The sequence below is a fragment of the Nitrospira sp. BLG_1 genome, assembly GCF_047338595.1.
Lineage (GTDB): Bacteria > Nitrospirota > Nitrospiria > Nitrospirales > Nitrospiraceae > Nitrospira_D.
This window is the reverse complement of sequence record NZ_JBLFBO010000003.1, coordinates 186,485-211,283: the sequence shown is the minus strand read 5'-3', so window position 1 is coordinate 211,283 and position 24,799 is coordinate 186,485. Positions and strand designations below refer to the sequence as shown.

22 protein-coding genes and 1 pseudogene are annotated in these 24,799 nt (G+C 55.3%); 6 read left to right on the top strand and 17 right to left on the bottom strand.

Annotated features, from left to right (window positions below; translation table 11 throughout):
* The first annotated feature begins 171 nt into the window (after nt 1-171).
* A complete protein-coding gene (locus tag ACMTNU_RS05020) occupies nt 172-3,636 on the top strand; it encodes a DNA polymerase III subunit alpha (protein WP_413934135.1) in 3,465 nt (1,154 codons plus the stop codon).
* 66 nt (nt 3,637-3,702) lie between these two features.
* Nucleotides 3,703-4,674, top strand: coding sequence for an acetyl-CoA carboxylase carboxyltransferase subunit alpha (locus tag ACMTNU_RS05015; protein WP_413934134.1), 972 nt, complete (start codon nt 3,703-3,705; stop codon nt 4,672-4,674).
* Nucleotides 4,675-4,683: 9 nt separating this feature from the next.
* Here ACMTNU_RS05015 and ACMTNU_RS05010 read toward each other — a convergent pair whose 3' ends face one another.
* The gene (locus ACMTNU_RS05010) at nt 4,684-5,331 is read right to left on the bottom strand and encodes a hypothetical protein (protein ID WP_413934133.1); all 648 of its coding nucleotides are present in this window, start codon (nt 5,329-5,331) and stop codon (nt 4,684-4,686) included.
* Between the two features lie 165 nt (nt 5,332-5,496).
* On the opposite strand from ACMTNU_RS05010, the gene ACMTNU_RS05005 reads away from it, so the two are divergent.
* Nucleotides 5,497-6,210, top strand: a complete 714-nt coding sequence (locus ACMTNU_RS05005; RefSeq protein WP_413934132.1) for a hypothetical protein — start codon at nt 5,497-5,499, stop codon at nt 6,208-6,210.
* 40 nt (nt 6,211-6,250) lie between these two features.
* Here ACMTNU_RS05005 and ACMTNU_RS05000 read toward each other — a convergent pair whose 3' ends face one another.
* Nucleotides 6,251-7,483 (bottom strand): TIGR03862 family flavoprotein, encoded by a 1,233-nt coding sequence (locus ACMTNU_RS05000; protein ID WP_413934131.1) that lies wholly within the window; start codon nt 7,481-7,483, stop codon nt 6,251-6,253.
* 327 nt (nt 7,484-7,810) lie between these two features.
* Between ACMTNU_RS05000 and ACMTNU_RS04995 the strand changes: the two genes are divergently transcribed.
* Nucleotides 7,811-9,445, top strand: a complete 1,635-nt coding sequence (locus ACMTNU_RS04995) for a peroxidase family protein (protein WP_413934130.1) — start codon at nt 7,811-7,813, stop codon at nt 9,443-9,445.
* A gap of 71 nt (nt 9,446-9,516) precedes the next feature.
* Here the strand turns inward: ACMTNU_RS04995 and ACMTNU_RS04990 are convergent, their stop codons facing one another.
* The 13 genes and pseudogenes from ACMTNU_RS04990 to ACMTNU_RS04930 form a co-directional block, all read right to left on the bottom strand.
* Nucleotides 9,517-9,861 (bottom strand): hypothetical protein, encoded by a 345-nt coding sequence (locus ACMTNU_RS04990; protein ID WP_413934129.1) that lies wholly within the window; start codon nt 9,859-9,861, stop codon nt 9,517-9,519.
* 205 nt (nt 9,862-10,066) lie between these two features.
* On the bottom strand, nt 10,067-10,888 hold the full coding sequence (locus ACMTNU_RS04985) for a hypothetical protein (RefSeq protein ID WP_413934128.1): 822 nt from the start codon (nt 10,886-10,888) through the stop codon (nt 10,067-10,069).
* A 600-nt stretch (nt 10,889-11,488) separates the two neighbouring features.
* Complete coding sequence (locus ACMTNU_RS04980; protein WP_413934127.1) at nt 11,489-11,641, bottom strand: hypothetical protein; 153 nt, start codon at nt 11,639-11,641, stop codon at nt 11,489-11,491.
* Nucleotides 11,642-11,887: 246 nt separating this feature from the next.
* Nucleotides 11,888-13,141, bottom strand: a complete 1,254-nt coding sequence (locus ACMTNU_RS04975) for a hypothetical protein (protein ID WP_413934126.1) — start codon at nt 13,139-13,141, stop codon at nt 11,888-11,890.
* A gap of 44 nt (nt 13,142-13,185) precedes the next feature.
* Complete coding sequence (locus tag ACMTNU_RS04970; RefSeq protein WP_413934125.1) at nt 13,186-13,791, bottom strand: hypothetical protein; 606 nt, start codon at nt 13,789-13,791, stop codon at nt 13,186-13,188.
* Entirely contained in the window at nt 13,791-14,474 is a 684-nt protein-coding gene (locus tag ACMTNU_RS04965) for a C39 family peptidase (RefSeq protein WP_413934124.1), read from the bottom strand. The genes ACMTNU_RS04970 and ACMTNU_RS04965 overlap by 1 nt, the downstream gene beginning before the upstream one ends.
* A gap of 12 nt (nt 14,475-14,486) precedes the next feature.
* Entirely contained in the window at nt 14,487-14,831 is a 345-nt protein-coding gene (locus ACMTNU_RS04960) for a hypothetical protein (protein WP_413934123.1), read from the bottom strand.
* Nucleotides 14,832-14,900: 69 nt separating this feature from the next.
* Nucleotides 14,901-16,217 (bottom strand): hypothetical protein, encoded by a 1,317-nt coding sequence (locus tag ACMTNU_RS04955; RefSeq protein WP_413934122.1) that lies wholly within the window; start codon nt 16,215-16,217, stop codon nt 14,901-14,903.
* Nucleotides 16,218-16,881: 664 nt separating this feature from the next.
* Nucleotides 16,882-17,711, bottom strand: a pseudogene (locus ACMTNU_RS04950) (IS5 family transposase).
* Nucleotides 17,712-17,896: 185 nt separating this feature from the next.
* Nucleotides 17,897-18,262 carry a DUF488 domain-containing protein gene (locus tag ACMTNU_RS04945; RefSeq protein WP_413934121.1) on the bottom strand — a complete coding sequence of 122 codons (366 nt, stop codon included), beginning with the start codon at nt 18,260-18,262 and terminating at the stop codon, nt 17,897-17,899.
* Nucleotides 18,263-18,266: 4 nt separating this feature from the next.
* Complete coding sequence (locus ACMTNU_RS04940) at nt 18,267-19,106, bottom strand: aldo/keto reductase family protein (protein WP_413934120.1); 840 nt, start codon at nt 19,104-19,106, stop codon at nt 18,267-18,269.
* Nucleotides 19,107-19,367: 261 nt separating this feature from the next.
* Nucleotides 19,368-21,014, bottom strand: a complete 1,647-nt coding sequence (locus ACMTNU_RS04935) for a hypothetical protein (protein ID WP_413934119.1) — start codon at nt 21,012-21,014, stop codon at nt 19,368-19,370.
* Nucleotides 21,015-21,208: 194 nt separating this feature from the next.
* Nucleotides 21,209-22,033 carry a class I SAM-dependent methyltransferase gene (locus tag ACMTNU_RS04930; protein WP_413934118.1) on the bottom strand — a complete coding sequence of 275 codons (825 nt, stop codon included), beginning with the start codon at nt 22,031-22,033 and terminating at the stop codon, nt 21,209-21,211.
* Between the two features lie 205 nt (nt 22,034-22,238).
* Between ACMTNU_RS04930 and ACMTNU_RS04925 the strand changes: the two genes are divergently transcribed.
* Nucleotides 22,239-23,216, top strand: coding sequence for a cupin domain-containing protein (locus ACMTNU_RS04925; protein ID WP_413934116.1), 978 nt, complete (start codon nt 22,239-22,241; stop codon nt 23,214-23,216).
* A 95-nt stretch (nt 23,217-23,311) separates the two neighbouring features.
* Here the strand turns inward: ACMTNU_RS04925 and ACMTNU_RS04920 are convergent, their stop codons facing one another.
* A complete protein-coding gene (locus ACMTNU_RS04920) occupies nt 23,312-23,662 on the bottom strand; it encodes a hypothetical protein (RefSeq protein WP_413934115.1) in 351 nt (116 codons plus the stop codon).
* 127 nt (nt 23,663-23,789) lie between these two features.
* A complete protein-coding gene (locus tag ACMTNU_RS04915) occupies nt 23,790-23,969 on the bottom strand; it encodes a hypothetical protein (RefSeq protein WP_413934114.1) in 180 nt (59 codons plus the stop codon).
* A 454-nt stretch (nt 23,970-24,423) separates the two neighbouring features.
* Between ACMTNU_RS04915 and ACMTNU_RS04910 the strand changes: the two genes are divergently transcribed.
* Nucleotides 24,424-24,744 carry a hypothetical protein gene (locus ACMTNU_RS04910; RefSeq protein ID WP_413934113.1) on the top strand — a complete coding sequence of 107 codons (321 nt, stop codon included), beginning with the start codon at nt 24,424-24,426 and terminating at the stop codon, nt 24,742-24,744.
* Nucleotides 24,745-24,799: the final 55 nt, after the last annotated feature.

Here is a 24,799-nt window from a genome sequence, read left to right as displayed (position 1 = left end):
CCTGAACGCTGAAACTCAGGATCGAAGGAACGAATAACAAATACCGTCGTCGCGTATCGGCGGCTGTTCGCGAAGCCCTCGTGAGCAGTGTGGGCTCCGCCTCACAACCACGAACCGCCATTGACTCCTCAGTTCACCCTGACTACAATCGCGTAACGAGGTTTACCGTTCGTGGCATCTTCTTTCGTTCACCTTCATCTTCACACACAATTCAGCCTGCTCGACGGCGCCAATCAGATTGATCCACTGGTGCGCCAAATCAAGTCGTTCAACCAGCCGGCCGTCGCGATGACCGACCATGGCAACATGTTCGGGGCTGTTGAGTTTTATCGCAAAGCAAAAGAGGTGGGGGTCAAGCCGATTATCGGCTGCGAAGCCTATATGGCGTTAGGCAGCCGACATGCCAAAAAGGATAGTGGGCTTGCACATAACGACTATTATCATCTGATTCTGCTGGCAAGAAATCTGACCGGATATCAGAATCTTATCAAGCTGGTCAGTAAAGGATATCTTGAGGGGTTCTATTATAAGCCACGAATCGACAAGGAATTATTAAAGCTCCATCACGATGGCATCATCGCCCTCTCTGGTTGCTTGAGCGGTGAAATTCCCTATCTCATCGGCCAGAGCGATATGGATGGCGCCATGGCGGTAGCGGGAGAATTTCAGGAGATCTTCGGGAAGGACCATTTCTACCTGGAAGTACAGGCGAACGGACTCGACCATCAGCGCATCGCAAATGCCGGCCTCGTGGAAATCCATAAGAAACTCGGGATCCCGATGGCCGGGACCAACGATTGTCATTACCTGAACAAGGAAGACGCGCGTCCCCATGAGCTCATGCTCTGCCTGCAAACAGGGAAAACGGTCAGCGATCCACACCGGATGAAGTTTGACACGGACCAGCTGTATGTGAAATCCACCGATGAAATCGCTCCGGCATTCGCGGAATTTCCAGACGCGGTGATGAATACCTGCCGCATCGCGGATCATTGTGCGCTCGACCTTCCCTTAAACAAAACCTACCTCCCGCAATACCGAATTCCGGACGGATTCAAGGACCGCGAGTCCTATCTCGAGCATCTCGCGCTGACGGGCCTCCAAGCACGGCTCAAGGAACGCCCCAGTCACATTGCCTCGGCGGTCTACGACCAGCGCCTTCGTGAAGAACTCATGGTCATCTGTTCGATGGGGTTTGCCGGCTATTTCCTCATTGTGTGGGATATCATTCGATTTGCCCGATCACGCGGCATTCCGGTAGGACCAGGGCGGGGTTCTGCAGCCGGAAGTCTCGCGGCGTATGCGCTTCGGATTACGGATCTTGATCCATTGGTGTACACCCTCTTATTCGAACGTTTCTTGAATCCCGAGCGTGTCTCGCTGCCTGATATCGATATGGACTTCTGCATGGATCGTCGCGGGGAAGTCATCAATTATGTGGTAGACAAGTACGGCACCGACCATGTGGCTCAGATCATTACCTTCGGGACGCTCGGAGCTAAAGCCGCTATCCGCGATGTCGGACGTGTGCTGGAGATGTCGTACGCAGACGCGGACAAGGTCGCCAAGCTCATTCCCAACCAGTTGAACATCTCTCTCCAGCAAGCCCTGGAGATCGAACCTCGCTTACGTGAGTTGGTCGACACGGACCTCAAGATCAAGGAACTGATGGCCAATGCGCAGTCACTCGAAGGCCTTGCGCGTCACGCCTCGACACATGCGGCCGGCATTGTCATCTCCGAAGGCCCCCTCACCGACCACGTGCCGCTCTATAAGGGGGCCAACGACGAAGTGGTGACTCAGTATTCAATGGGAGATGTCGAGAAAATCGGGCTCGTGAAATTCGATTTCCTTGGACTCAAAACCCTCACGATGATCCGGCGGGCCGAAACCCTGATCAATGACACTCATCCCGACGCACCACCACTTGTCATTGATCAGGTCTCGTTTGATGACCCGTCCACGTTTGCGCTGTTGAGTTCGGGGAAAACCACCGGCTTGTTCCAGCTGGAAAGCTCCGGGATGCGGGATTTGCTCACGGGACTGAAGCCCGACCGGTTTGAAGACATCATCGCCATTATCGCGCTCTATCGACCGGGGCCCATGGATCTTATTCCCGACTTCATCAAGCGAAAACAGGGGAAGGTGACGATTACCTACGAGGTTCCGGAATTGGAACCGATCCTCAAGGACACCTATGGGGTGATCGTCTATCAAGAGCAAGTGATGGCGATCGCCAACAAGGTTGCCGGCTTTTCATTGGGACAAGCCGATATCCTGCGCCGGGCGATGGGGAAGAAGAAGCCCGAGGAAATGGAAAAATTGCGCGTCAAATTCCTCGACGGCGCGAAAGAGAACAAGATCCCCGAGAAAAAAGCCGAGAAGCTGTACGAATTGATTCAAAAATTCGCCGGCTACGGGTTCAATAAATCGCATGCGGCGGCCTATGCCGTCGTATGTTACCAGACGGCGTATCTCAAAACGCACTACCCAACCGAATTCATGGCGGCCCTCATGACGACCGATATGGGCAATCAAGACAAATTGGTCGGCTATTTTACAGAATGTCGAGATTTGGGGATCAAAGTATTGGGCCCCGATGTCAATGCCAGCCAAAAGCATTTTGCCGTCGCCGAGGGAGCCATTCGATTCGGGTTGGCCGCCATTAAGAATGTCGGTGAAGGCGCCGTGGAATCCGTCCTGGACGTGCGGACTCAGACGGGATCCTTCAGCTCCTTCTTCGACTTCTGCCGACGAGTTGATCTCCACAAAGTCAACAAGCGGATGTTGGAGGGCCTGATCAAAGCCGGTGCCTTTGATTCCACCGGCGCCAGGCGGTCACAACTCATGGCCGTACTGGACCATGCGGTGGAGGAAGGAGCCGCGGCTCAGCGCGAGCGTGAATGTGGTCAGATCAGTATCTTCGGCGAGGAGATGACTGGGCACGGGATGTCCGCTCCTTTACCGATCCCGCCGTTGCCGTCGGTCGCAGAATGGGATCAAGCTCAACGATTAAAATACGAACGCGAACTCACCGGTTTCTATATTTCCGCCCACCCATTGACGCGGTACGAAGCAATGCTGGGCGCCTTGTCCACTACGACGACGACGGGATTGAAAGATTGTGCCGATGGGAGTGAGGTCAAGATCTGCGGGGTCATCGCCACCGTCAAATCCATGCTGACGAAGAAAGGCGATCGTATGGCCTATCTCACGATCGAAGATCTGCAAGGAACTACGGAAGTCATCGTGTTCCCGGATTTGTTCAAGACGGCCGGTGAGATGATGACACCGGAACACATCGTACGTATTACTGGAACGATTGATCGTGGCGATAAGGGAACCAAGCTTCGTGGAAGCAAAATTGAACCATTAGCTGACGTTCAAACTCAATCCATCAAACGGATCCGCATTCGGCTCACGGATCACCCGGATGTGCGGGAGCAATTGCCTCGCTTGGCCGATATCTTCCGCCGGCATCCTGGCAGCACCACCGTCTCCATGCTGTTTCGAACAGAGGCACTTTTGGAAGCGGAGACCAATCCCCTCCCCAACCTGACCGTCTGCCCTAGCGACCATTTCATGTCGGATGTCGAGGAAGTACTAGGCAAAGGGGCCCTTTCTTTGCTATCGTAGGAACCAATACTAGTGGGACTCAACCACGATCGGTCCACAATCGCTGCAAGGAATTGATCGACGTCCATGCGAGACTACCTCGAATTTGAAAAGCCGCTCCGCGAAATTGAAGAGAAAATCGAGAAGCTCTCTGCTGCGGCAACCGGGGGGAAAGCCAGCTCCCAAAACGATATCCGAAAGCTTCGGGCCAAGCTGGCGCAGGCCGAACACGAGCTGTATAAGAACCTGAGTCCCTGGCAGAGAACACAGCTCGCTCGTCATCCTCAACGACCCAGCACACTCGACTATATTCGTGAGCTGACGCGAGACTTTCTTGAGCTTCATGGCGACCGAGTCTACGGAGATGACCGGGCTATCGTCGGCGGGTTTGCCCGATTTAATGACCGACCGGTGATGATAATCGGCCATCAAAAAGGCAAGACCCTTAAAGAACGCATGCAACGAAATTTCGGGATGCCCAATCCTGAAGGATACCGGAAAGCCCTCCGGCTCATGAAACTCGCGGAAAAGTTCAATCGCCCGATTCTGACCTTTATCGACACGCCGGGGGCCTACCCTGGAATCGGTGCCGAAGAGCGTGGACAAGCTGAAGCCATTGCGCGGAACTTGTTCGTCATGTCTCGGTTGACCGTCCCGATCATTTCGGTCGTCATCGGTGAAGGTGGAAGCGGAGGAGCCTTGGCGCTCGGCGTTGCAGACCGTGTCCTGATGCTGGAACATTCGGTCTATTCCGTGATTTCCCCGGAGGGATGTGCCGCCATTCTATGGGACAGCCCGGAAAAAGTTCAGACAGCCGCCTCAGCACTGAAAATGACTGCGCAGGACCTGCTGGACCTTGGCGTGATCGACACGATCGTGCCCGAACCCCTGGGAGGTGCGCACCGCGAGCCCGTGGCGATCTACGATCTCGTCGGGAAGACCCTCACCAACCAACTATTTGAGCTGCTTGACCTGCCGGTCGATCAACTCGTCGCGCAACGAGAGCAGAAATATCGTCGCATGGGAGCTGTGACCGGCCTCCTTGTCGAACAGACGTAATCATCCCCATCAGCGCAGCTCCATTTTCAACAACCCCGTCTCCACAAATCTCCGTTCGATCGCCACCAGAATATGCACCGTCAGGTGTTCCCGAAAGGGATCAAGCACGTCCGCTTCCAAGTAGCGGCCGACGGTTCTCGGCAGTCTCCGCCACCAGGCCCGTGCCGACGCGCAGGCCTGTTCAGCAGCATGGGAATCCCCACAGAGAATGCGTCGAACCTCCCGTTCGAAAAAACCAACATGCACCACCTCGTCTTCAAGAATTGACGCGAGATCCGGTCGCAGCATCAACAGGAGACGAGCGAATTCCAACCCCAACGACTCATACCCGTAGATCTGAACCGCTAACGCTGGCCATTGTCCCGGGACAGAGGGAAGACGATCACGTTCACGAGGTTGACGACCGATCAACGACTCAAACTGGGCCAGATGTTTTTGCTCATCTTCTTCATGTTTTCTGAGAAAGCTGTAGACGTTTGCCGGTACGTTCTGCTGTCGGGCGGATCGCACCGTCCACAGGGCCATCGCCTCCGCCTTGAGGAACCGTTCGAGTAAGGGACCTTCACACTCCGCTGGGAGTCTGACGGATAGAGGCTGCTCAAATTCCATGATGGCCACATGGTACGCAAAACGGACCCAGGTTGTCCAAGCAGCCATTTTGTCCAGTACCGAGTGGGTTGACATGCACCCCCAATCTATGTACATCCTTAGCATCGTGAAAAATCCATCGCTTTTTGCGACACGACGCCCAGCTCCACATCGACCCAACCACACAACCCGGCACGAGTGCTTCTGGTCAGACTCACCCATGAGGCAAGGCCTATGACACCCCCTACCGTCACAGTCTCAGCAGTACTTCAACGGATCACTGCGTGCGTGCTGGCGGGAGCCCTCTTCACGGAGATTGGCTGCGTGAGTCGGAGCGCCTACGAACGAGTCAAGGCCGAAACACAAGAACACACGCGAGCACTTGAATCGGTTCGAGACGAGGTGAAGGAGCTTGACCAGGAAATCGCCGGGCTGCAGGCCGCGAATCGGCGTGAAGACGCGACGACCGCTGAATTACGCGCGGCCGTCCAGCGTGAAGAAGAGCAGTTGCCGGCCATGAGACAACGAGCAGAGGCGATGCTCACATCGCTCAAGGGACAAGTTGCGGCGTTGATGAACCAAAGTTGGAGCCTTGCACGTAAGATCGCAGACCTTCGTCATGAGAGTGCATCGTTGCAAAACGCGGCCGCGACGTATAGACAGGAGAGGGAAGATGCCCAGACTCCTCTGCCGATGACCGTGGATGAGGACGAGCCCGGCACCACCTCGGCCATGACAGCTGAACCATTTACTCCATCAGCGTCGCCGACCCTGGAACCAGTCATGGCTCAGCTCACGGAACCAACGCCTTCCTCACCGAGTTTGTCGTCTTCCACACCATCGGTACCGGCACCGTCGATAAATGCGGACCCCCCTGAGATAGACACCTCATGGATCGGCATGATCCTGAGCTGGCTCACCACATTCTGGAACTGGCTCTTCACCTAAGACAATCCCCTGCACGTTCTTGAGACCGGTATCCGTACGTTTATCCCATCGCGGGAGTCTTGCTCCATTGTGCAGCCTTGCCTCCGGCAAGACGGCCGGTTGCAAGACAAGCCGTGAGCAGATAGCCTCCCGTGGGTGCCTCCCAATCCAACATTTCTCCCGCACAAAACACGCCTGGCAGGGAACGCACCATCAAGTTGTCATCAAGCGCCTCGAATGAGAGGCCGCCAGCCGTACTGATGGCTTCCTCGATAGGCCGAGGAGCCGCGAGTATGAGCGGAAGGGATTTTATCGCAGCCGCCAAGCGAGCAGGATCGGCGAACACATCGTTCGGGGCAACCTCACGCAGAAGACCAGCTTTCACTCCTGTGATACCGGCGCACCGTTTGAGGTGCGTGGCCACGGTCCGTTTACCGCGTGGCCGAGAAAGATCGTGCTCAAGCTGCTTCACTGTTTGATCAGGAGCGAGATCGAGCCAGACAGTCGCCCTACCATCAACGGCAATCGTATCTCGCACAGACGCTGAAACCATATATACGATGCCACCTTCCACACCGTTCACGGTAATGACAAACTCTCCCATGCGACGGATTGTCGTTCCATCCCTGCCCGTTACTACAAGTGCGACTGTCTTGACGGGATGTCCGGCAAACTTCGCACGAAAGTGCTCGCTCCACCGAATATTAAAACCACAATTGGCTGGTTGTAACGGTATGATCGGCACCTGCCGTTCGGACAGAAGTTTCACCCATCCAGCATCTGAACCAAGTTGAGGCCAGCTGCCTCCGCCCAGCGCCAATACCGTCGCATCCGCCTGCGCAAGAGATATTCCTTCTGCTGTGAGAAGACGTAGCCTCCCCTGCTCATCCCAGCCGCACCATCGATGTCGAACATGAAACCGAACACCATTCAGTCTGAGCCGGCGAAGCCATAGGCGCAAGAGCGGCGCCGCTTTCAGATCGACCGGAAAGATCCGTCCTGACGTCCCGACAAACGTCCCCACGCCCAGTTCATGAGCCCATACCTGCAGAGCCGACGGAGGAAATGATCGGATCGCCGGTTCGATCAACGCCCGACTCGCACCATAGCGAGAGAGAAAAGATTCCATCGGCTCCGAATGTGTAAGATTCAGACCGCCTTTTCCCGCCAGCAGAAACTTTCGCCCTACAGACGGCATCGAGTCATAGACATCCACCGTGACGCCTGCCGCTATGGCTGCTTCTGCCGCCATAAGGCCGGCCGGTCCGCCTCCGATGATGATAACCGATCCCACTGCTCGCCCCCCCTCACGATTTCGAGACTATTCACACCTGCGACTTCAGTCATCATCCGTACACTGTATTACCTGTATTCATAGGAAATCAGGTCTTGATGCTAGGAACATTCATTCGTTGGCACTCGACTACAGCAATACAGGCTGTGTTCACCCATCCGATCCATTCGTGTGGGATTTTACCAAATTCCTAGATCGTGCATGGCGGCCCAACTCTTGCTCAAATGCACGATCGATCAGCGATGGCCATCGCAGCAAGAAACGCTTTTCATGAGATCGTCATAGGAACGGTCTATTGTTCATCATTCCAATGTAGGAGGAATTCGCATGCACATTCGAGCGACAGGGTGTCTCATTCTTGGCCTTGCCGGAGTATTGTCCGGCACCGTAGAGGAAGTACTTGCCGCAGAAGATCTCTCGGAAAAGAATAATCTCACCGTTACGAGACCGACCCGTCCCCGTTTCCCAGACGATGTGTTTAGCCGCATGTTCCCAGGGCTCCCGCCCTTTGCGCCACAGACCGATGAAACTCGAGAGCAAGCCAAGCAGCTTGGCGTCAAAGGCAGCATCCTTGACGCAGAGGACAATCTGAGCGATCCAAAGCTGTCGATTACAGAGCCAACCTTTAGTCCGAACAATCCCAACAATCCGAACATGACCGCCGGAGTCACTTTCTTCGGTCAGTTCCTCGACCATGATCTCACCCTCGCATTAAAAGCGCCGCTGCTTGAGCGAACCGAACCCAGGCGAACCACCAATTTCCGAACCGCCGAGTTTGACCTCGACAGTGTGTACGGGAATGGTCCTACAGGATCGCCTGAACTGTACGATACCAGTTCCGGAGACATCAAATTCAAGGTGGAAGCTATTCTCGGCTCAGAAGCATTGTCTCGGAATGGAGCTCAACGATTCGACCTACCCCGCGATCCGAGTAACAATAATGCGATCATCGCAGACAGCCGAAATGATGAAAACCTCCTCCTCAGCCAATTTCACCTGGCCATGCTGAAGTTTCACAATGCCGTGGTTGATCGGTTACGTGCCGATCCAGCCAATGTCACCCGTTCTGCTCAAGACGTGTTCAAGGAGGCTCAGCAACAAGTACGGTGGCACTATCAATGGATCGTACTCAATGAATTCCTGCCGCTGACGATCGGACAAGATCGAGTGGATGAGATCTTGCGGAACGGTCCACGCTTCTACAGGGTAACCGACCGGACGCAGGACTCGGTCTTTCGCTCACCACGCCGTGAGCCGTTGATTCCCGTCGAGTTCGCGGTAGCGGCCTATCGGTTCGGCCATTCCCAGATTCGTCCGAGTTATCGGGTGAATTTCGGGGCAGCTGATGGAAACGAGTTCTTCGCCTTCATCTTCACCGAGTCAGCCGCTCAGGAGGGTGACGACCCTAATGATCTTCGCGGGGGGAAGCGCGCACCACGCCGATTCGTCGACTGGCAGACCTTCTTCAAGTTCGACGATGTCAACTTTCGTCCCAATAAGAAGATCGACAGCAAGCTGTCGACGCCCTTGATGTTGCTCCCAGGTTCACCTGTGCCGGCGCCAGGCTTGCCGAATGACGGCGTCCAATCATTGGCCTCTCGGAATCTCATGCGGCATGTGAATTTTGGGATTCCATCCGGACAAGCCATCGCGCGGGTCATGGGCGTCCGAGTCTTGACGCCTGCGCAGCTCGCGGAACTGGCTCCCTTCAACATGGATAAGAGCACCCCTCTCTGGTACTACATCCTCAAGGAAGCAGAGGTATTCGAGAACGGTCTTCGGATGGGCCCGGTGGGAAGCCGAATCGTCGGCGAAGTCTTTATCGGCCTCTTAAAAGCCGATAAAGACTCCTACCTCACCGTCAACAAGAACTGGAAGCCGACCTTGCCCTCAGCCACTCCCGATGACTTCGAGATCACGGATCTCTTGAAGTTTGCAGGCGTGGTTCCTCCGCTCCAATAGGTTATTCCCCCTCCTCACAACAGCGAGGGGTATCTGCTAAGCGCGGGTACCCCTCGGTCGTAACTCCCTGCTCATGATTTGTCCGCTGCACAGGATCCGTTTGGGGCGCAGCCATCGTAGTTCGTCGAGCGAGTGCGATAGTCGATCACGCCACCACTCTCATTAAATTCAATTAAGCAATAGTCATCAAGCATCCGCTTGAGCTGTTTGCGCCCCCGTTGCACGCGGGATTTGATGCCGGAAAGTGAGATACCCAGCTGTTTGGACGACACGAGCGAAAAATTCAGGGCCGGAGCTTTCAAGTCGAACTTGGCATAGTCGGCCACCTGCTTCTGCGGCTTCACGCTGAACACCTTTTCGTAGAACGCCACGGGCTTAGACACATCCCGCACATCCACTGAAATAGGGGGAGGCATAGGACACCTCCTTAAGAGAGAGCTGCGGATGATTCCGCACTCATCTCTATAGGCGGAGGAGGCTCGAAAAGGATGCAACCAGGACAAACCTATTGCAACGGTAACCTAAACCTCTAGAAATGAACACCCAGCAAGAACAGACATGACTATAGCGATGCCGGCCTTCCCGTCAGAACAATTCCGGCTTGAGTAGGCAGCCCCCCAGTCAATCCTGCAGTACCCTGTACACGCCGCCGGAGTCATCCCACCTCCACAACTCCGTGGTTCTGCGCAGAACGTTCAGACGATCCACGCTGTCGTCCGCATTCCACCCAAAGTGACGCGTCACGATTTTAAAATCGTTCATACTCGTGGGGCGAGGCATCACCTGAAGGATCGATTGGACCAAGGCCGGCTCTCCTGAAGCGGCTGATTCTCGCATGTCAAAGCCTCGTTCCATCGAACGATTGAAGACCATCCTGAAGCTGCTCTGCTCCTGACGAACGAGATAGAGGTGACTTGTCATCAACCCTTGATGCATCACCGGATGACGGATAGCGACGGCACGTTCGAGATCATTAAGACTATACACAGCATGGTCGAAGGCCAACGTGCCGTGCCCCCCGTGAGCCAATAGGGCTTTGGCCACGGCTCGCACCACCGGTGTCCCCTTCACATCGTCAAACAACACCAGATCTACACTGTATTCGGTCACGCCATAGGTCGGACGCTGACCGCCTTCTTGCTCATAGGTTTCGATCATGACCAGCAGCTGGCGAGCGTCTTTCCCACCCCATGACATCGAGGCTAATAATTGCGCGCCATGCTCCTTGTCGATGCCATGCGTCGCACAATCATGCGCTGGGTAGACTAACGACACGAGTTGGCACTCAGACCAGTTGGAATAGGCTGCGGGAATTGTCGACGGATCAGCGGCCCATGCGTGAACGAGCCAGATCCAAAGCGAAAGGCCAAGCACACAACACAGCGCCCGCGCGGCGCGAAGCGATAACCGGACGTCGTCGGCTGCTCGGTTGTAATTGGACATCCCTTAAAACACTACGCACTCCGCTCACAGGCACGGGTGCTGCTCATTATCGATACCGCGTGCCCGCGCCGACCCAGACGCGTTGATCAGCCGCTCAATGACGCCGCAGTGATTCTAGGAAGGAAGAGCGAGAACGGCAAGCGTTCAGCGGTTTCACGCTGTGTCAGCAACATGGTCCCTGACAGAATCCATCCTCAACACAGCCTACTTCCAGAGCCTGTTACTCTTCGCCTTCAAATCGTGTCTGTTCATATACCATCAGCAGAATCCTGCTAACTACGGGCCTCATTTCTTGTCTCTGGTGCGATTCCCCCCTTGAGCTCCGGAGGTCGATGAAAGACCATTCCGACCGTAAAGGGGCAAACTCCGCGCCCACCATTACCAACTCGATGGATGCTCTGAACTGTTCCCCAAACGTGAAGATCTGTGCCTCTTCAAACCTGTCGGATGGATAGAGCAGAATCATAGAAGGAGAGGTCCTAAAATCACTCAATCGGGAAAGAGAATTCCTCCATACTTTCCCGGTTGCTCCTCATCATAAGAAATCAGCGGCTTCCGTACAAGATCAGTTCGGCATGTAAGGACAGAGAACGCCGGACATTATCGTCGAAAGGCATCCTTGCCTTTTATCACGTCCTGTAAGAGTTGATCGGCGAGTTTGCCGGCTTTCCAGCGGCGGTAGCGTTGAAAACTCAGCAACCACAGCACCACCCCACCGACTCCGACCAGCATCATCCAGACCGTGTCATCCATTGAACTACAATACCCATGGCTGCGTCGTTTAGGCAAGCCGAGTACGGCAATGACTTTGGAATCCTAGAACCTGCTATGTCGTTCGTCATGAACTGAATGTAGAAACTGATAAACCATGTTTGTCATGGTGTGGATGGATTGATCTCTGGGAGTGGGAATCAATCAGAGCCTTCAAGAGTGCGAAGCCTCCGGCATCGTGGTGCACCAGAACGTACAGCTACCCTTCGCTGGGCTATAGCGACTCAACTACTTCCACAGAGAAAAGGCCGTCGGAATTCTGAGCGTCACTTGGAGATCCGGGGCTTCTCGTGTGGCACCGACCCCGACGACGAAGTTGACAAAGCTGCGGTCACTCCATCGATAGGACCCTCCGATCAACAAGACTCCGATATGTGTGGCTTGCGGGGCGGTAGTCAGCAGCAGGTTCGACGCGGACGTCGGCTTCGAAAAGATCGTGTGGTCGTACCCTAACGTCACCGAGAGCTTTTCATTGAGGGAGAGGCCTAGGCCGATATTGGCATTGCCCCCACTTCCCGGATCGACGCGCCCGATTCCGCTCCCCACATCACGTGGAATATTATAGATGAAGCTCGCACCGCCGAAGAATACGACAGGATCACTGGGAAAGAGCACCGTAAGGCCCGGTTGGACAATGTAAAAGCCGGACCCCGTCGGCAACTCGGTTTGAACACCGGTAACCGGATCTTGCGGCACTTCGAACGGCCCCGTCCCACTGGTACTCTTAAATCGTGTGAACGCAATAAAATACGGTTTATCGGGCCCACCTTGGTTGATTTGGTACCGTCCGGTCGTTTCAACATCTCCGAGACCTGAACCGTTGAAGGTCGACAGGGTATCAGCCTGAGACGGTGTGGCGACGGGTCGCTGGGTAATGGAGTCCTCTCGATAGAGATAGGGCACCCGCACTTCGACCTCCAACCGGTTCGTGATGCCATACCGCCCGACCAGTGACGCGGTATAAATATCCCGGCTGACGCCTTGGATGTTAATGAGTCCGATAGTAATGGCTGGAACAATAGTGAACCCGGTCAAGGTCACCCGATTGCTGCTCAGATGGGCGAACTGCAAAGATGGTTCGACAATGAGTGTACCCTTAGGTGTGAGCACTCCGGCTCCAGGCAAATCAAACGTCCGAACCATCCAGGACGGAAGAACCTCTTTCTTGTGCTCCGGAGCGACTCCCACTGGGCCTGAAGGTTTCGCTTCCGCAGGAAGCCCTTGGCCGCTATGCTCCTCCTGTTCAGACTGCTGCGGGTGGACAGTCTGGGCGACCTGTTGATCTACAAGAAGATAGGCGGAGGGATCTGGGCAAGACTGCGCCTGGCTTTCTGGAGTGTTCACCCCCTTGGGTGTCAGAACACGGCTCATCCGCTTGGCAAGAAATCCCTGTTGAGCGGCACTCACCTCCTCGACCATCGGGTTCACGATGAGCCCCAGGGATAGCACGCACCACACGACCGCTCGAGTGTTCCGGATCATTCGCTCCACGTCGGTAACCTATCCTTCCAGGATCAAGACTTTGCTTAATGATGGATCGCGCTGATATTGGCCTGTGACAGCTCGTTACCGAGGTGAAGTGATCGAGCCCACGTAAGGGCTTCCACGGTTGCATTGATGACGGTATCGGTCTGAATGGTTCTATTGTCAAGCGAGTTCTGTATGACGGTCATATGGGGCGGAAGCGACGGTGTATCATGAGCGATCGAATTGCCGGGTCCGCTTTGAATGAACGTGAAGGTCTCATCCGGCTGACGATCAGGCACCTTCATGTCCGGACGATGCATGACCGCTTGGTGCATGTCCCGCTTTATCTCTGACCGGTTTCCAAATGCTTTTATTTCTGAATGCTCTAACAGTCGTTTCATGTCCGGAATATTCAGCATCGTCGAGCTAAAGAGCTTCTCATTGAGAAACACGTTTCGTTCAATTCCGAACGATATCACGGGACCTTTCGAGTCCATCTGAAATCCTCCCCGCATGCTGTCCAAGACTGCGTCACTCACCGGCGTTCCACACGTAAAGTCCGTATCTCTCACGGACGCCATGACTGGAGTCATGATCGATATGCCTAGAAGAGTCAGCATGACAAGCTGCAGCATCCGACGGATCGGCTGTAATAAGAGAGTCATTAGAAATCCCCCCCTCCTGGGCGAAACAGAACAATATTGTTCAATGTGTCGGCGCTGAGCGGTCGTCCCAGCGGCGAGGTCGGACGGACGCTCCAATCACGGGCTGTGTTGAATTCCCCCCGTGCCGGTGAGTCATGAATGACAAAGACCACCCGACTGGGCCAGGAAGCTTCGAACTGCTCGCGCGGCACCACCCGTAAGCCCACTGCCGGATCGCCGAGCAGGACCTTATTCCCACGCAGGCCTTTGACCACCACAAAATGGTGATAGCCGTTGTCCACCATGAGGACGATCGCCGGAATGCCGGCTTTCGAGAGGTCGTCCAACGAGACCTCAAATCCGTCGGCTGGATACCCCTGCGCCTCTAAGAATCGTTTCATGTCCAGGAATGAAAACCCTTCTTTCTGGATTTTTCCCTGGTTGCCGTGGTCGAACATGGTTTGAAACGCCACTTCCTCCGTGGTCGGAGTATCATAGTGGTAGGTGAGAAGCGTGGCGATGGCGGCCGAACCACAACTGTAGTCGTATTTCTGCAAGACCACGGACCGGACCTTGAGCTCGCGCATGCTCCAGACCTGAAGCAGCATTCTGCCCCCGACTCCCGGCGAGACTTCGACCGTCGCCGCCGTCGCTCCGCCCACGGTTGACAGCAAGATGATCACACACCAGATGGCGAGTTTCATTGACATCGATCCCTATTTCATCGTGAGGTTCAGAACAGTCCCGCTCTGAATGATCACGTTGTTCCCTGAGTTTTGGATAACGATCGGCAGACCGCTCGCCCCCGCAAATGCCCCGCCAGCGATCGTATTGGTTCCGGTTACGTTATCGGTCGCTTTATTGTTGAACAGCTTCGCGTTCAGCATGTTTGCATTGATCGTCACCGGGCCGGTATCCGTCCCCCCTCGTTGAGATTCCAATTGAGCCACGGGAAGCGGTTTGCCCCAGGATTTCATTTCAGGATTCTCCGGCGGACCGGCATGAGCCATTCCTACGCAGAACCCAAGAATACTCACCACTGTTGATAAATAGGTACGCATGGTCCCCTCTCTGGTCGTGAATGCGGCAGGAAGGCTGGAGGAGCGACCGCTCCTCCAGCCAGTTTCTGCTTAGTGCCCGACCGTCACATTCGCCATTGTGGTAACCCCAACCTGTTGCAAGGCTGCGATCCCCGTATTCTGAATGGCCACGGTCACACCCGCCGCACCGGTGAAACCAGACAGCGTGTTCGATGCATTGAAGGTTCCGGCGCTTCCACCATGCGCATCCCCTCCTCGACCACCTTTCCCGCCGTTTCCACTGTCCTGGTTCTGTGCAGCCGCATAGCCGCTCTCCGCGTTGCCGGTGTTTCCGCCATTCCCACCCGTTGCTGAACCACCATTGCCAGCGGTTGCGTTCCCAGAGTTTCCACCGGTTGCTGCACCACTGTTTCCACCGGTCGCCGCAGCACCGTTCCCACCTTGTGCTTGGCCACCTCCACCACCTCCGCCAGCGGTTGCGTCGCCATTCGCATCTCCACCGCGGCCACCAGCGCCGGCGCCAAGACCAACGCTACCATTACCACCATTACCGCCATTGCCGTTACGCTGGGCAGAGCTGTACCCTCCATCACCAGCCTTGGCCTTGCCGCCATTCCCGCCATCGGCATAGCCACCGTCGCCGGTCTTGGCCTTACCGCCATCACCAGTGTAGGCATCGCCGTTGTAGCTCTTAGCTTTACCACCATCCCCGCCGTTGCCACTGTAGGCCTCACCGGAATGGGCTTTGGCCTTGGCATAGCCATCTCCGCCATACCCTCCATAATTCCCATTATTTTGAGCATCGCCACCATAATTCCCGATTCCATGGACGGTATTGTGCGACACATACCCATCGAGCTTGGTGGCATTGACGATGTGGGTCTTATTGAATGCGTTGGTCAGATTCACATCCAAGGCGGTATGAGCCGTTGAATGGTTGTTGGCTGCAGCTCCGAACGCGCCGGAGTTTTTGGCTTTCCCATCCCAGACCGTCTTCTCGTTATGGCTGTCTTTTGTCACAGTCTTCGTGTCGTTATCAGTCTTCGTCACGGTTTTGCTGTTGTCGTTATTGCTGTCCTTCACGGTGTTGTAACTATCCGTAGCTGTCTTGGTCTTCGTATAGGTATCGTTATCATTCTTCGTGATCGTCTTCGTGTCGTTATCGTTTTTTGTGATGGTCTTCGTATACTCGTTATTGCTGTCCTTCGTCACGGTCTTCGTATCATTATCGTTCTTGGTAATAGTCTTCGAATACTGATCGTGGCTATCAACATTCTTTGTCTTGGTGATAGCCTTTGAGTGGTCAGACGCCACGGAACTGCCGTTGTCGACCGTTTGAGCTCCTGCGAATGGAGCAAGGCCCAAAGCCACTGCTACCACTGCCGTCGTGATCATCACGTTCTTCATTGCATCCTCCTCACAGTTAATGGGTTGATGAAAGACTTCCCAATCACACTCACGCTGCTATCACGGCGGCACGTCACCTCCCTTCCACATCTTTATATCCACATTCCCCTGCTCAATAGTTTGACGTCTGCCGTGTTCGACTCTGTCCCTAGAACGACACTGATCATCTCGCACTGCCCATATCACCGGTTCGAGAATGGAGAGAGCAATTCATGAGCCAGACCGTAAACAGTCAGGCTAATTAAATACTTATGCTGTTAGGATTCACAATGGTGTGGATAGAACAAAGCAAGTCTGCTGGTTATCTCAGTGTTGTAACATCACCGGCGCGAATGCCTGCCGCCATCCAGAGAAACTGCAAGAGAGCGCTTCTCGTCATATTCGTCAGTGCAGGAAGATAATCATGTTGATCTTCAGATGGTTACCAAAATGGCACGACCGGTCCTGACTACTGCAGCAATAGCCTCTGTGGAATTACGCCATGTTGCGTAAATAGACGGAGCTAAACGCCCCTATTTAGATAGGACATTGATGGAAACTGTCGTGGTATCAATTGGATAGAGTTCATATTCCAGACAGACTCTTCGACTCATATCTGTCTCATAATAGTACACCTTCACCATAATTTCGTGGACCCTATCGCTCCTACTCGAATGACAACTACTTAGAGCGCGTAACAAAATGATCTCAGAGATTTCGATGGCAGATGAGGCAGGCTGTTAGCTTGACCAGCGCTTCGTAGTTCTCGGCCCGCCTCTCGGTGCGGATCCTAATCTTCCCATAGCGCTTGAACCAGGCCAGGGTTCGCTCGACATACCAGCGTGTCTTGCCGAGCCCAGCGCCATGCTCGGTCCGCCGTTTCGCGAGTTGTGGCTCGATCCCACGGCGTCGAAGCTGATCGCGGAGCGGCTCGGAGTCATAGCCTCGATCCCCTTGCAGCCTGTCCGGTCTTTGTCGTGGCCTGCCTTTTTTTCCCCCGAACCTTCGGCACCCCATCCACCAGCGAGATCACCTGGGTGACATCGTGGGTATTAGCGCCGCTCACCTGGATTGCCAGCGGAATGCCCTTAGCATCGACCAGCACGTGTACCTTCGAGCCCAGCTTGCGGCGATCGGTGGGATTGGGGCCTGTTTGCTCACCGCCGCTCGGTGCCTTCGTGGTCGCACTATCAACCAGCGCGCGAGACCAGTCCAGCTTGTCGGCTCCGTGGAGCTCAGCCAAGAGCACCTCGTAGAGCTTCTGAAACACACCGTTCCGGTGCCACCGCTTGAGCCGACGCAGACAGGTCATTCCGGAGCCGCACCCCAGCTCAGCCGGCATCTCGCGCCACGGATGCCGGTACGCAGCACGAAGATAATGCCGGTGAGAACGGCGCGGTCGTGCAGGGGCTTGCGGCCCGGATACCGGCTTCGCCGCCGGCGCGGCTTAGGGAGCAGGGGGTGGACTCGCTCCCAGAGGTCGTCGGGGAGCCATTTCGAGACGGTTCCTGGCATTCGTTCCTCCATAATTGCCAGTATGCGGCATCACGTCCCGAAACATCATCCGCCCCTCACCCGTCATTTTGTTACGCGCTCTAAGAAGCCTGTACGACTCTACGTTCAGATTGCCGTATCTTGGGAAAAGAGACTACCGGGTGGAAAGAGATCAAAGACGGTACACACTCGCAGTGCTCTCAGGATCAGTCAGCAGCACAGTTTTCCCTTAACAAAACATTCTGCAGTGCGACGGCCTGATTATGCTGTTCATCTTTGGCCGAATAGAGCAGCGTGACCGGGCTGGCCTTTGCCTGTTCTGTAATCACGGAAAGCAGCGCTTCCTTCGCTTTGAGTTCAGCACGATATCGACGTTGAAACTCCTCCCACCGAGCCGGTTCGTGATTGAACCATGTTCGCAAAGCCGTCGATGGACTGATCTCTCTGAGCCAGAGATCAAGCTTTGCCTCAGCCTTAGAAACTCCGCGAGGCCAGACTCGATCGACGAGTACCCGAAAGCCATCAGACTCAGCCGCTGATTCATAGACACGTTTGACCAGGATCTTCCCCATTGGACTACATGCCGATAGTTCCGATCTGATTGATTTCCTCAGGAAGTAACGTGAATCGATCAGATTGCAAATCATCTTTCATATGCTGAAGATTCGTCGTGCCGGTCAACGGCAGCATGCCGACTTGCTGGGCAAAGCGGAAGACAACTTGTGCGAGGCCGGCCTGATACTTGGCCGCCATCGTCCGGATGGCCGGTTCGGCAAAGATACCCGTGTTCGCCGTCAACAGTGAAAACCCTTCATAAATTATGTTGTTCGACCGGCATATCTCACGCACGCCTTGATCCCACCGGAAGGCCGCGTAGCAGCGATTCTGCACGACCATCGGTTTGTGCCTGGCTTTCGTACAGAGCAGACTCAGCTGCTCCGCCGAGACATTGCTGATCCCGATCATTTTGGTTTTGCCGGAATCATACAGCGACTCGATAGCCGCCCAGACTTCCCAATCTTCAGTCCCGAGACCACGCCGTGAATAGGGTCCATGCAACACGTACGAGTCGAGATAGTCCGTATGGAGATGATCGAGGGAACTGGCAAATGATTGCTGCACCTGTGTCGTGATACTCGCGCGTGCGTCGTACGGAAGACGATGGTCCTGACCGTTGACGGGTGTGAACTTCGTTTGCAGAAACAACTTGTCGCGGGTGATGCCCTGCGTCGCCAATTGCAGCAGCGCCTCTCCCACCCGTGCCTCATCGTAATGCACGAGTTGATTGGCAGTATCAATAGCGGTAAACCCAGCTTCCACCGCCTGAAGCACCAGCCCGGTGGTGGCCTCTTTCTTCCAGGCCGTCCCGTACATGAAGGAAGGAATCGTGACGTTGTTATAGGTAGTCAATGACATGGCAGCATCTCCGGTGGATGCTCGTACCATACACAGTTCCCAATGGTGGTCTCAACGGAAGAATTGATGACGTGTGTTTGCCCTCTATACACCGCAACAAATTGATTCGACTCCACTCCTCAATCCCAAGACAGAAACACGAGACAGACGGCCTTCCTATTGTTCCGTGAACCGGCAGGGGTGATTCAACGGATCAGGAAGCCTTATGCTGATCAGACGCAAGACCTCCCCCAACCTTCCCTTGTCTCTTCCCGTAGAACTTCAGAACCGTGATGCCGTGAGAGTCACATCAGCGTCAGGCCAGGCTTTGCGAAAACGCGCGTCGGTTGCAGTCGCGTCATCCTTCTTGCCCTGCGCTCGGAGCGCCTGTGCAAGGCCGAACAGAGACCATCCGTTCTCCGGAAACCGCCGGAGGTCTTCGCGATACACCATCTCAGCCTCCGCAGACCGGCCGGCTTTCAGCAGCGCGGCGCCGAGCGAATGTCGAACGGGGTAGTACCACTTGGGCGGCTCGAAATAGAGCCCTGCATCTTCAATCTTGACCGCTTCCTGGAAATGAGTGATAGCCGCATCAACTTCACCTCGGCGAACGGCAATCTCACCGGACAGCGCCTGCACGGCGATGGAGAGCGCTGTCTTCCCTTCCGCCCCTTGCGGCGTTGCAGCATCACTCGCCGTCACGTTGTCGAGCGCGGCTCGCGCGTCGGCCCATTCTGCTTTGGCAGCATGAGCCACACCCCGGGCGTACTGTGCCATGGCGTAGGAGAAGCGGATGTCTTCAGGTGGAAGCGGCGCAGCCAGGACCTCATCCCATTTCCCGAACGTCGTGAGCGTGAGGACATGATACGGCAGCATTTCTTGAAGCATTCCAACCTGGCGCGCGGCATCAAGGTTCACCTTGGACGTCAGCGTATCAGCCGCTTCGATCGCCTGCGCACTGCGCCCGGCCATAGTGGAAGCGAAGGCAAGAAAGTGGATATTGTGCGGGTAGTAGGCGAGCGGATAGACGCCCATCGGATGCTGCCCTTCGATAAACACCTCGTCGGAATGGATCGCATGTTGATTGGCCTGTATGGCGTCGTTCCAGCGTCCGACACGGATGTAGATGTGCGCAGGCATATGAACCATATGTCCTTCGCCGGGCATGAGTCGTGCGAGCCGTTCGGCACACGGCACCGCGGCCTTTGGATTCACCGCTTCGACGGCATGAATATAGTAATGACAGGCACCGGGATGATTGGGATTGCGTGCGAGCACACGTTCAAGCTGATGTACGATTTCAGTTGTGCCAGGATAGGGCCTCCCATCCGGTTTCCAGTAATTCCACGGGCGAAGGTCCATTAGTGATTCGGCATACAGCGTCGCAGCATCGAGATCCTTGGGATAGGTTTTCGCGACTTTTTCCATCGCCTGCGAGTACGACGTATCCAGCCTGGCTCGATCGGTCGGTGGGTCTGCCTCATAACGCTGTGCGAGTGCGTCAATGTAGGCACGCTCATGGGCCGAGGCGTGGGACTTGAGCGACAACGCTTTCTGCACGGCTTCATACGCTGCAACCCCGCTCGCCCTGTCCATAGGAGCGTTGACGTGAGGACCATAAGCGAGTGCGATCCCCCAGTAGCACAGCGCACAGCTGGGATCGAGCCCTACGGCGTGTGTGAATGAACGGATGGCTTCCGTATGATTAAATCCGTAAGCGAATCGTAATCCCTGGTCAAAGTACTGCTGGGCCGCAGAACTTTTTGTGGAGATACGTTTGTGATGGGAGCCAAGATCGTTATAAAGAGGAACCGTGTCAGCATGGTTCGTGTGAGGTACGTCAGTCTCTGATGGCTCTGTGGCGGTACTGGACAGCGTACAGCCCAGCAAAACCGCCGCCGTGAATCCAATAATATGATCAAACTTCATAACAGTCCTCCTTCTTGGTCATCGAATGTATGGTACTGTGTTTGAGCTATCGTATTCGAGGTATCAGTATCGTCAGGATCATTCCCACATTGATCAAGCAAAACCAGATCACGACTGTTCCCATATCAAGCATAATCGTCGTCACGTTCTTTCTATGACCGTATATTCAACTGCCTTCTGTTCTCTATGGATACTTACCACTCTCCCCGGATCCCAATGACTTCCAGATATTCCGCGTAAACCGCCGTGCAGTCTGGTCCGGCCTGGTTATGCGCGCCCCAGAGACTTTCCAGCTCTTGCCGCAACCGAGCCTGTCCTTCATCGTCAAGTGGTGCGAAGGCCCGATTCATCGGTCCGTAATACAACCGAAAGAATTCCACGACCTCCGACGGTGGGAAGGGATAACTGAAGAGGTACTCCCGCCTCGCCAGATTGAGATGTGACAGCCCGTGGCCAAGTCGCTCACGAACCGTCGGCTCATCGCCCCATAACACCGGAGCCGGCATCCCGGACGGTGCGATGAACTTCGACACAGCCTTGAACATCCGCCCGACAAACCCTTGCGGCGTCCAATTGGCCATGGCGATGGTGCCACCTGGGACGCACACCCGAAGCAGCTCACGGGCAACCAGTTCAGGTCGTGGGGCGAACATGGCGCCGATGAGACTAACGACGACATCGAAACTCGCGTCGCCGAACGGAAGCAATTCGGCATCGGCCTCCTGGAACTGAGCCATCAGCCCTTCCGCCTGGGCGCGAACCTGTGCCCGCTGCACCAAGTTCCCGGCGATATCCACACCGGTGACTTTGATGCCGTCTTTCGCCGCCATCAGCGCGAGTTGACCGGAGCCACAACCCACATCGAGCAATTGGCTACCCGGCGCGATGGTGAGTCGCTCATAAAACTCGCGGGCGCTACTTTCCATAAATCGGGAAAAACGATCATAGTCCCCGGCTGTCCAAATCTTCTTGAGCTGAGCCTTGAGGCCCTCCATTTCTCCCATCGTGGCATTCGTCATGATCTTCTCCTCCCTTCGTCACCGTATTGATTCGATGGCGCGGCCCACTGTGCCACGCTGTCCCTGTGTGTACTGTACAGGACAGGCGCTGCAGCGTCTTAGCAGACCGTCTAGTTCTCTTATCAGGAGAATGCTAAGCTACGCGATCACTTAGCCGAGCGTCCGACTTCTTTAGCCGTCACGCTCTGCTACCGAACGGGATCCTATGGATGTCTTGTCTGAAATGCTAAAGACCGTGAAGCTGGACGGCGCGGTGTTCTTTCACGGTGAGTTCTCTGCTCCATGGTGCGTGCGCCAGCCGGATGGGTGCGCCATGGCGTCATATCTTTCTTCCGCTTCCAGCCATGTCATTATTTTTCATCTCCTTACTGAGGGGCACGGCTACGCTCGCATCGAGGAGCATGGACGACCGGTCACCCTCTCACCCGGTGACGTCGTCATGTTCCCGCACGGCGATGCCCACCTTATGGGTAACGGTCATCCCGTCACGCCGGTCGACAGCACCGAGCAACTGCAGCACGTTCTTGCGGAGGGGAAAATGGTTTCCCAATTTGGCGGGGGAGGCGAACTGACCAGATTGATCTGCGGCTACATGGCCTGCGATTCGCAGCTCTGCCGGATGTTCCTGGCGGGGTTACCTCCCCTGCTCAAGATCAACATGAGGGATAGCCCGTCGGGAAAATGGCTTGAAGAGACGCTTCGCTATTCGGTTGAACAGGCAGATGCCTCGGGCCCAGGCGCCACCGCCGTCGTGGCTAAATTATCCGAGGCGTTGTTCGCCGATACGCTACGGCGGTACATCGAGAAGCTGCCGGCTTCGCAAACCGGCTGGCTTGCCGGAGTAAGGGATCCGGATGTGGGGAAAGCGCTGGCGCTGTTGCATAAGCAACCGTCCCACCCCTGGACGATTGCCTCACTGGCCGAAGCAGTCGGTCTCTCACGTTCAGTCTTGGCCGAGCGATTTCGGCATTATCTCTCAGATACCCCGATGGGATACCTGACTCGCTGGCGATTGCAGCTCGCCGCTCAAGTGCTGACGTCCACATCCAAGAGCGTGGCGGAAGTAGCGGGCGAGGTGGGATATGAGTCGGAGCCTTCTTTTAATCGTGCGTTCAAACGGGAGTTCGGCGTCCCGCCCGCACGGTTCCGCAGCCAGACCAGACGTACTCACCAGAAAAACTAATCGGGTGCATGGCTAGGGGGCAGCCATCCCCTTCAGGCGACTCGGACTGTATTATTAACCTGTCGCTTCTTCCCGTGTGCTGGAGGCACGCCGATCTACGTCTCCATCATCTCCAGCCTGGCATCAAATTCATGTCCACAGACTGTGCAGTGGATACAATCCGATTCGACAACGAATTCATCGGTTCGAATCCCCATGCCACCACAATCTGGACAGCGGGCAAGATGAACTCGCTCATCACTCACTGTTTCGTATTGAGTTCCGCGAAGGCAATAGATCGGCTTTCCATCGAGCAGCCATGGCCGCCCTTGTTTATCAACGACCGGCAGGACAAGATAATGATGATTCACGTAGTCTTCCAGGTCCTGCTGGTTGGTGAACCCGTCTTTGATCAACTTGCCCCCCATTACCTCGTAAAGAGCGTTTCCTTTGGTGATTGTCTTCATCGGCCCCATTGCTCCCTCCCCTCGTTAGCGATTGGTGTATGAACACACCCATCGTCCCCAATCCCATCGTCTTACCCGAACATTCCCCCACGCTCATACCCACAAGGATCGAGTCAACACCGTACCGTCATGCGGCTCGCCTGCTGATGGCTGATGGTTCCGGTGTGCGATCACCCGATCCGCCGGCATTTAACCTCGATTTCTGTCCCTCCTTGTCGTCATCCAAAGACAGTAAGCGGATACACGCAATCACCATGATCACCATGGCTGTGAGCCCGATGACGATTCCCCAATATCCCCATGACATACATCACCTGCTCGCACCATGCGATGCGAGTCCTTTGTGAGATTGCCAGTACAAATCTCTTCTGTGGAGTCCATTCCCATGCCCGCTCGTCATCCGACCTTCTTGCGGCGGATGGATGACATCGAACTGTTCCTGTCTGAATCTGGTCTGGTGCGAGGAAAGGGCCCGTCTAGTGAGGGATGCACACCCGGCAGGTCCGAACCGTAAGGACTGTGCTCCACGGAGGACCATGATCACCACCTCCTGAATGAGGCGGTTGCGACGTGACAGTATTACCCTACTCTCAAGTGGTACACAGAGCAAGGGGGGCTCCATCCGGTTTCACCTTCAATACTCCCTCGTCAAGGTGATCAACCTTCCGCAAGCACGCCAGCCATCTCCTCGTCCCGTGAGGTGATAAGCTGTCCTGTTTCTACAGTGGTAGTCTCGGGGTCAGACTTGATAGAGTGCAGCCATGGAATCCGATGAACAGATCACAGTGACAGAACTCCGGCTCACCTACCGCTACATCAAAGACCATTCCTGGGTGGTGACGGCCATCAACGGTTTTCTCTCCGCTTACTTCATGGAACAGCCGAGCTTTCGTGTACAACGTCACTTCGATGAATTGGAATCCGGCATGCACGTCTGGATCTGCGAAGTGCCCGGTACGATGAAGATGACGACTCTCTTACGAAGGCTCCAAGCAGATATCCCCCCCTGCCGATATACTCATGTCACAACCGAACCGACCGTCCCTCCACAATATGTCATCGACTCTCGTGAATCGAGTTGACGACCGAACGTTGCGCTAATGTGCAAAGCACGTGGCCGGAACATGATAGTGGAGT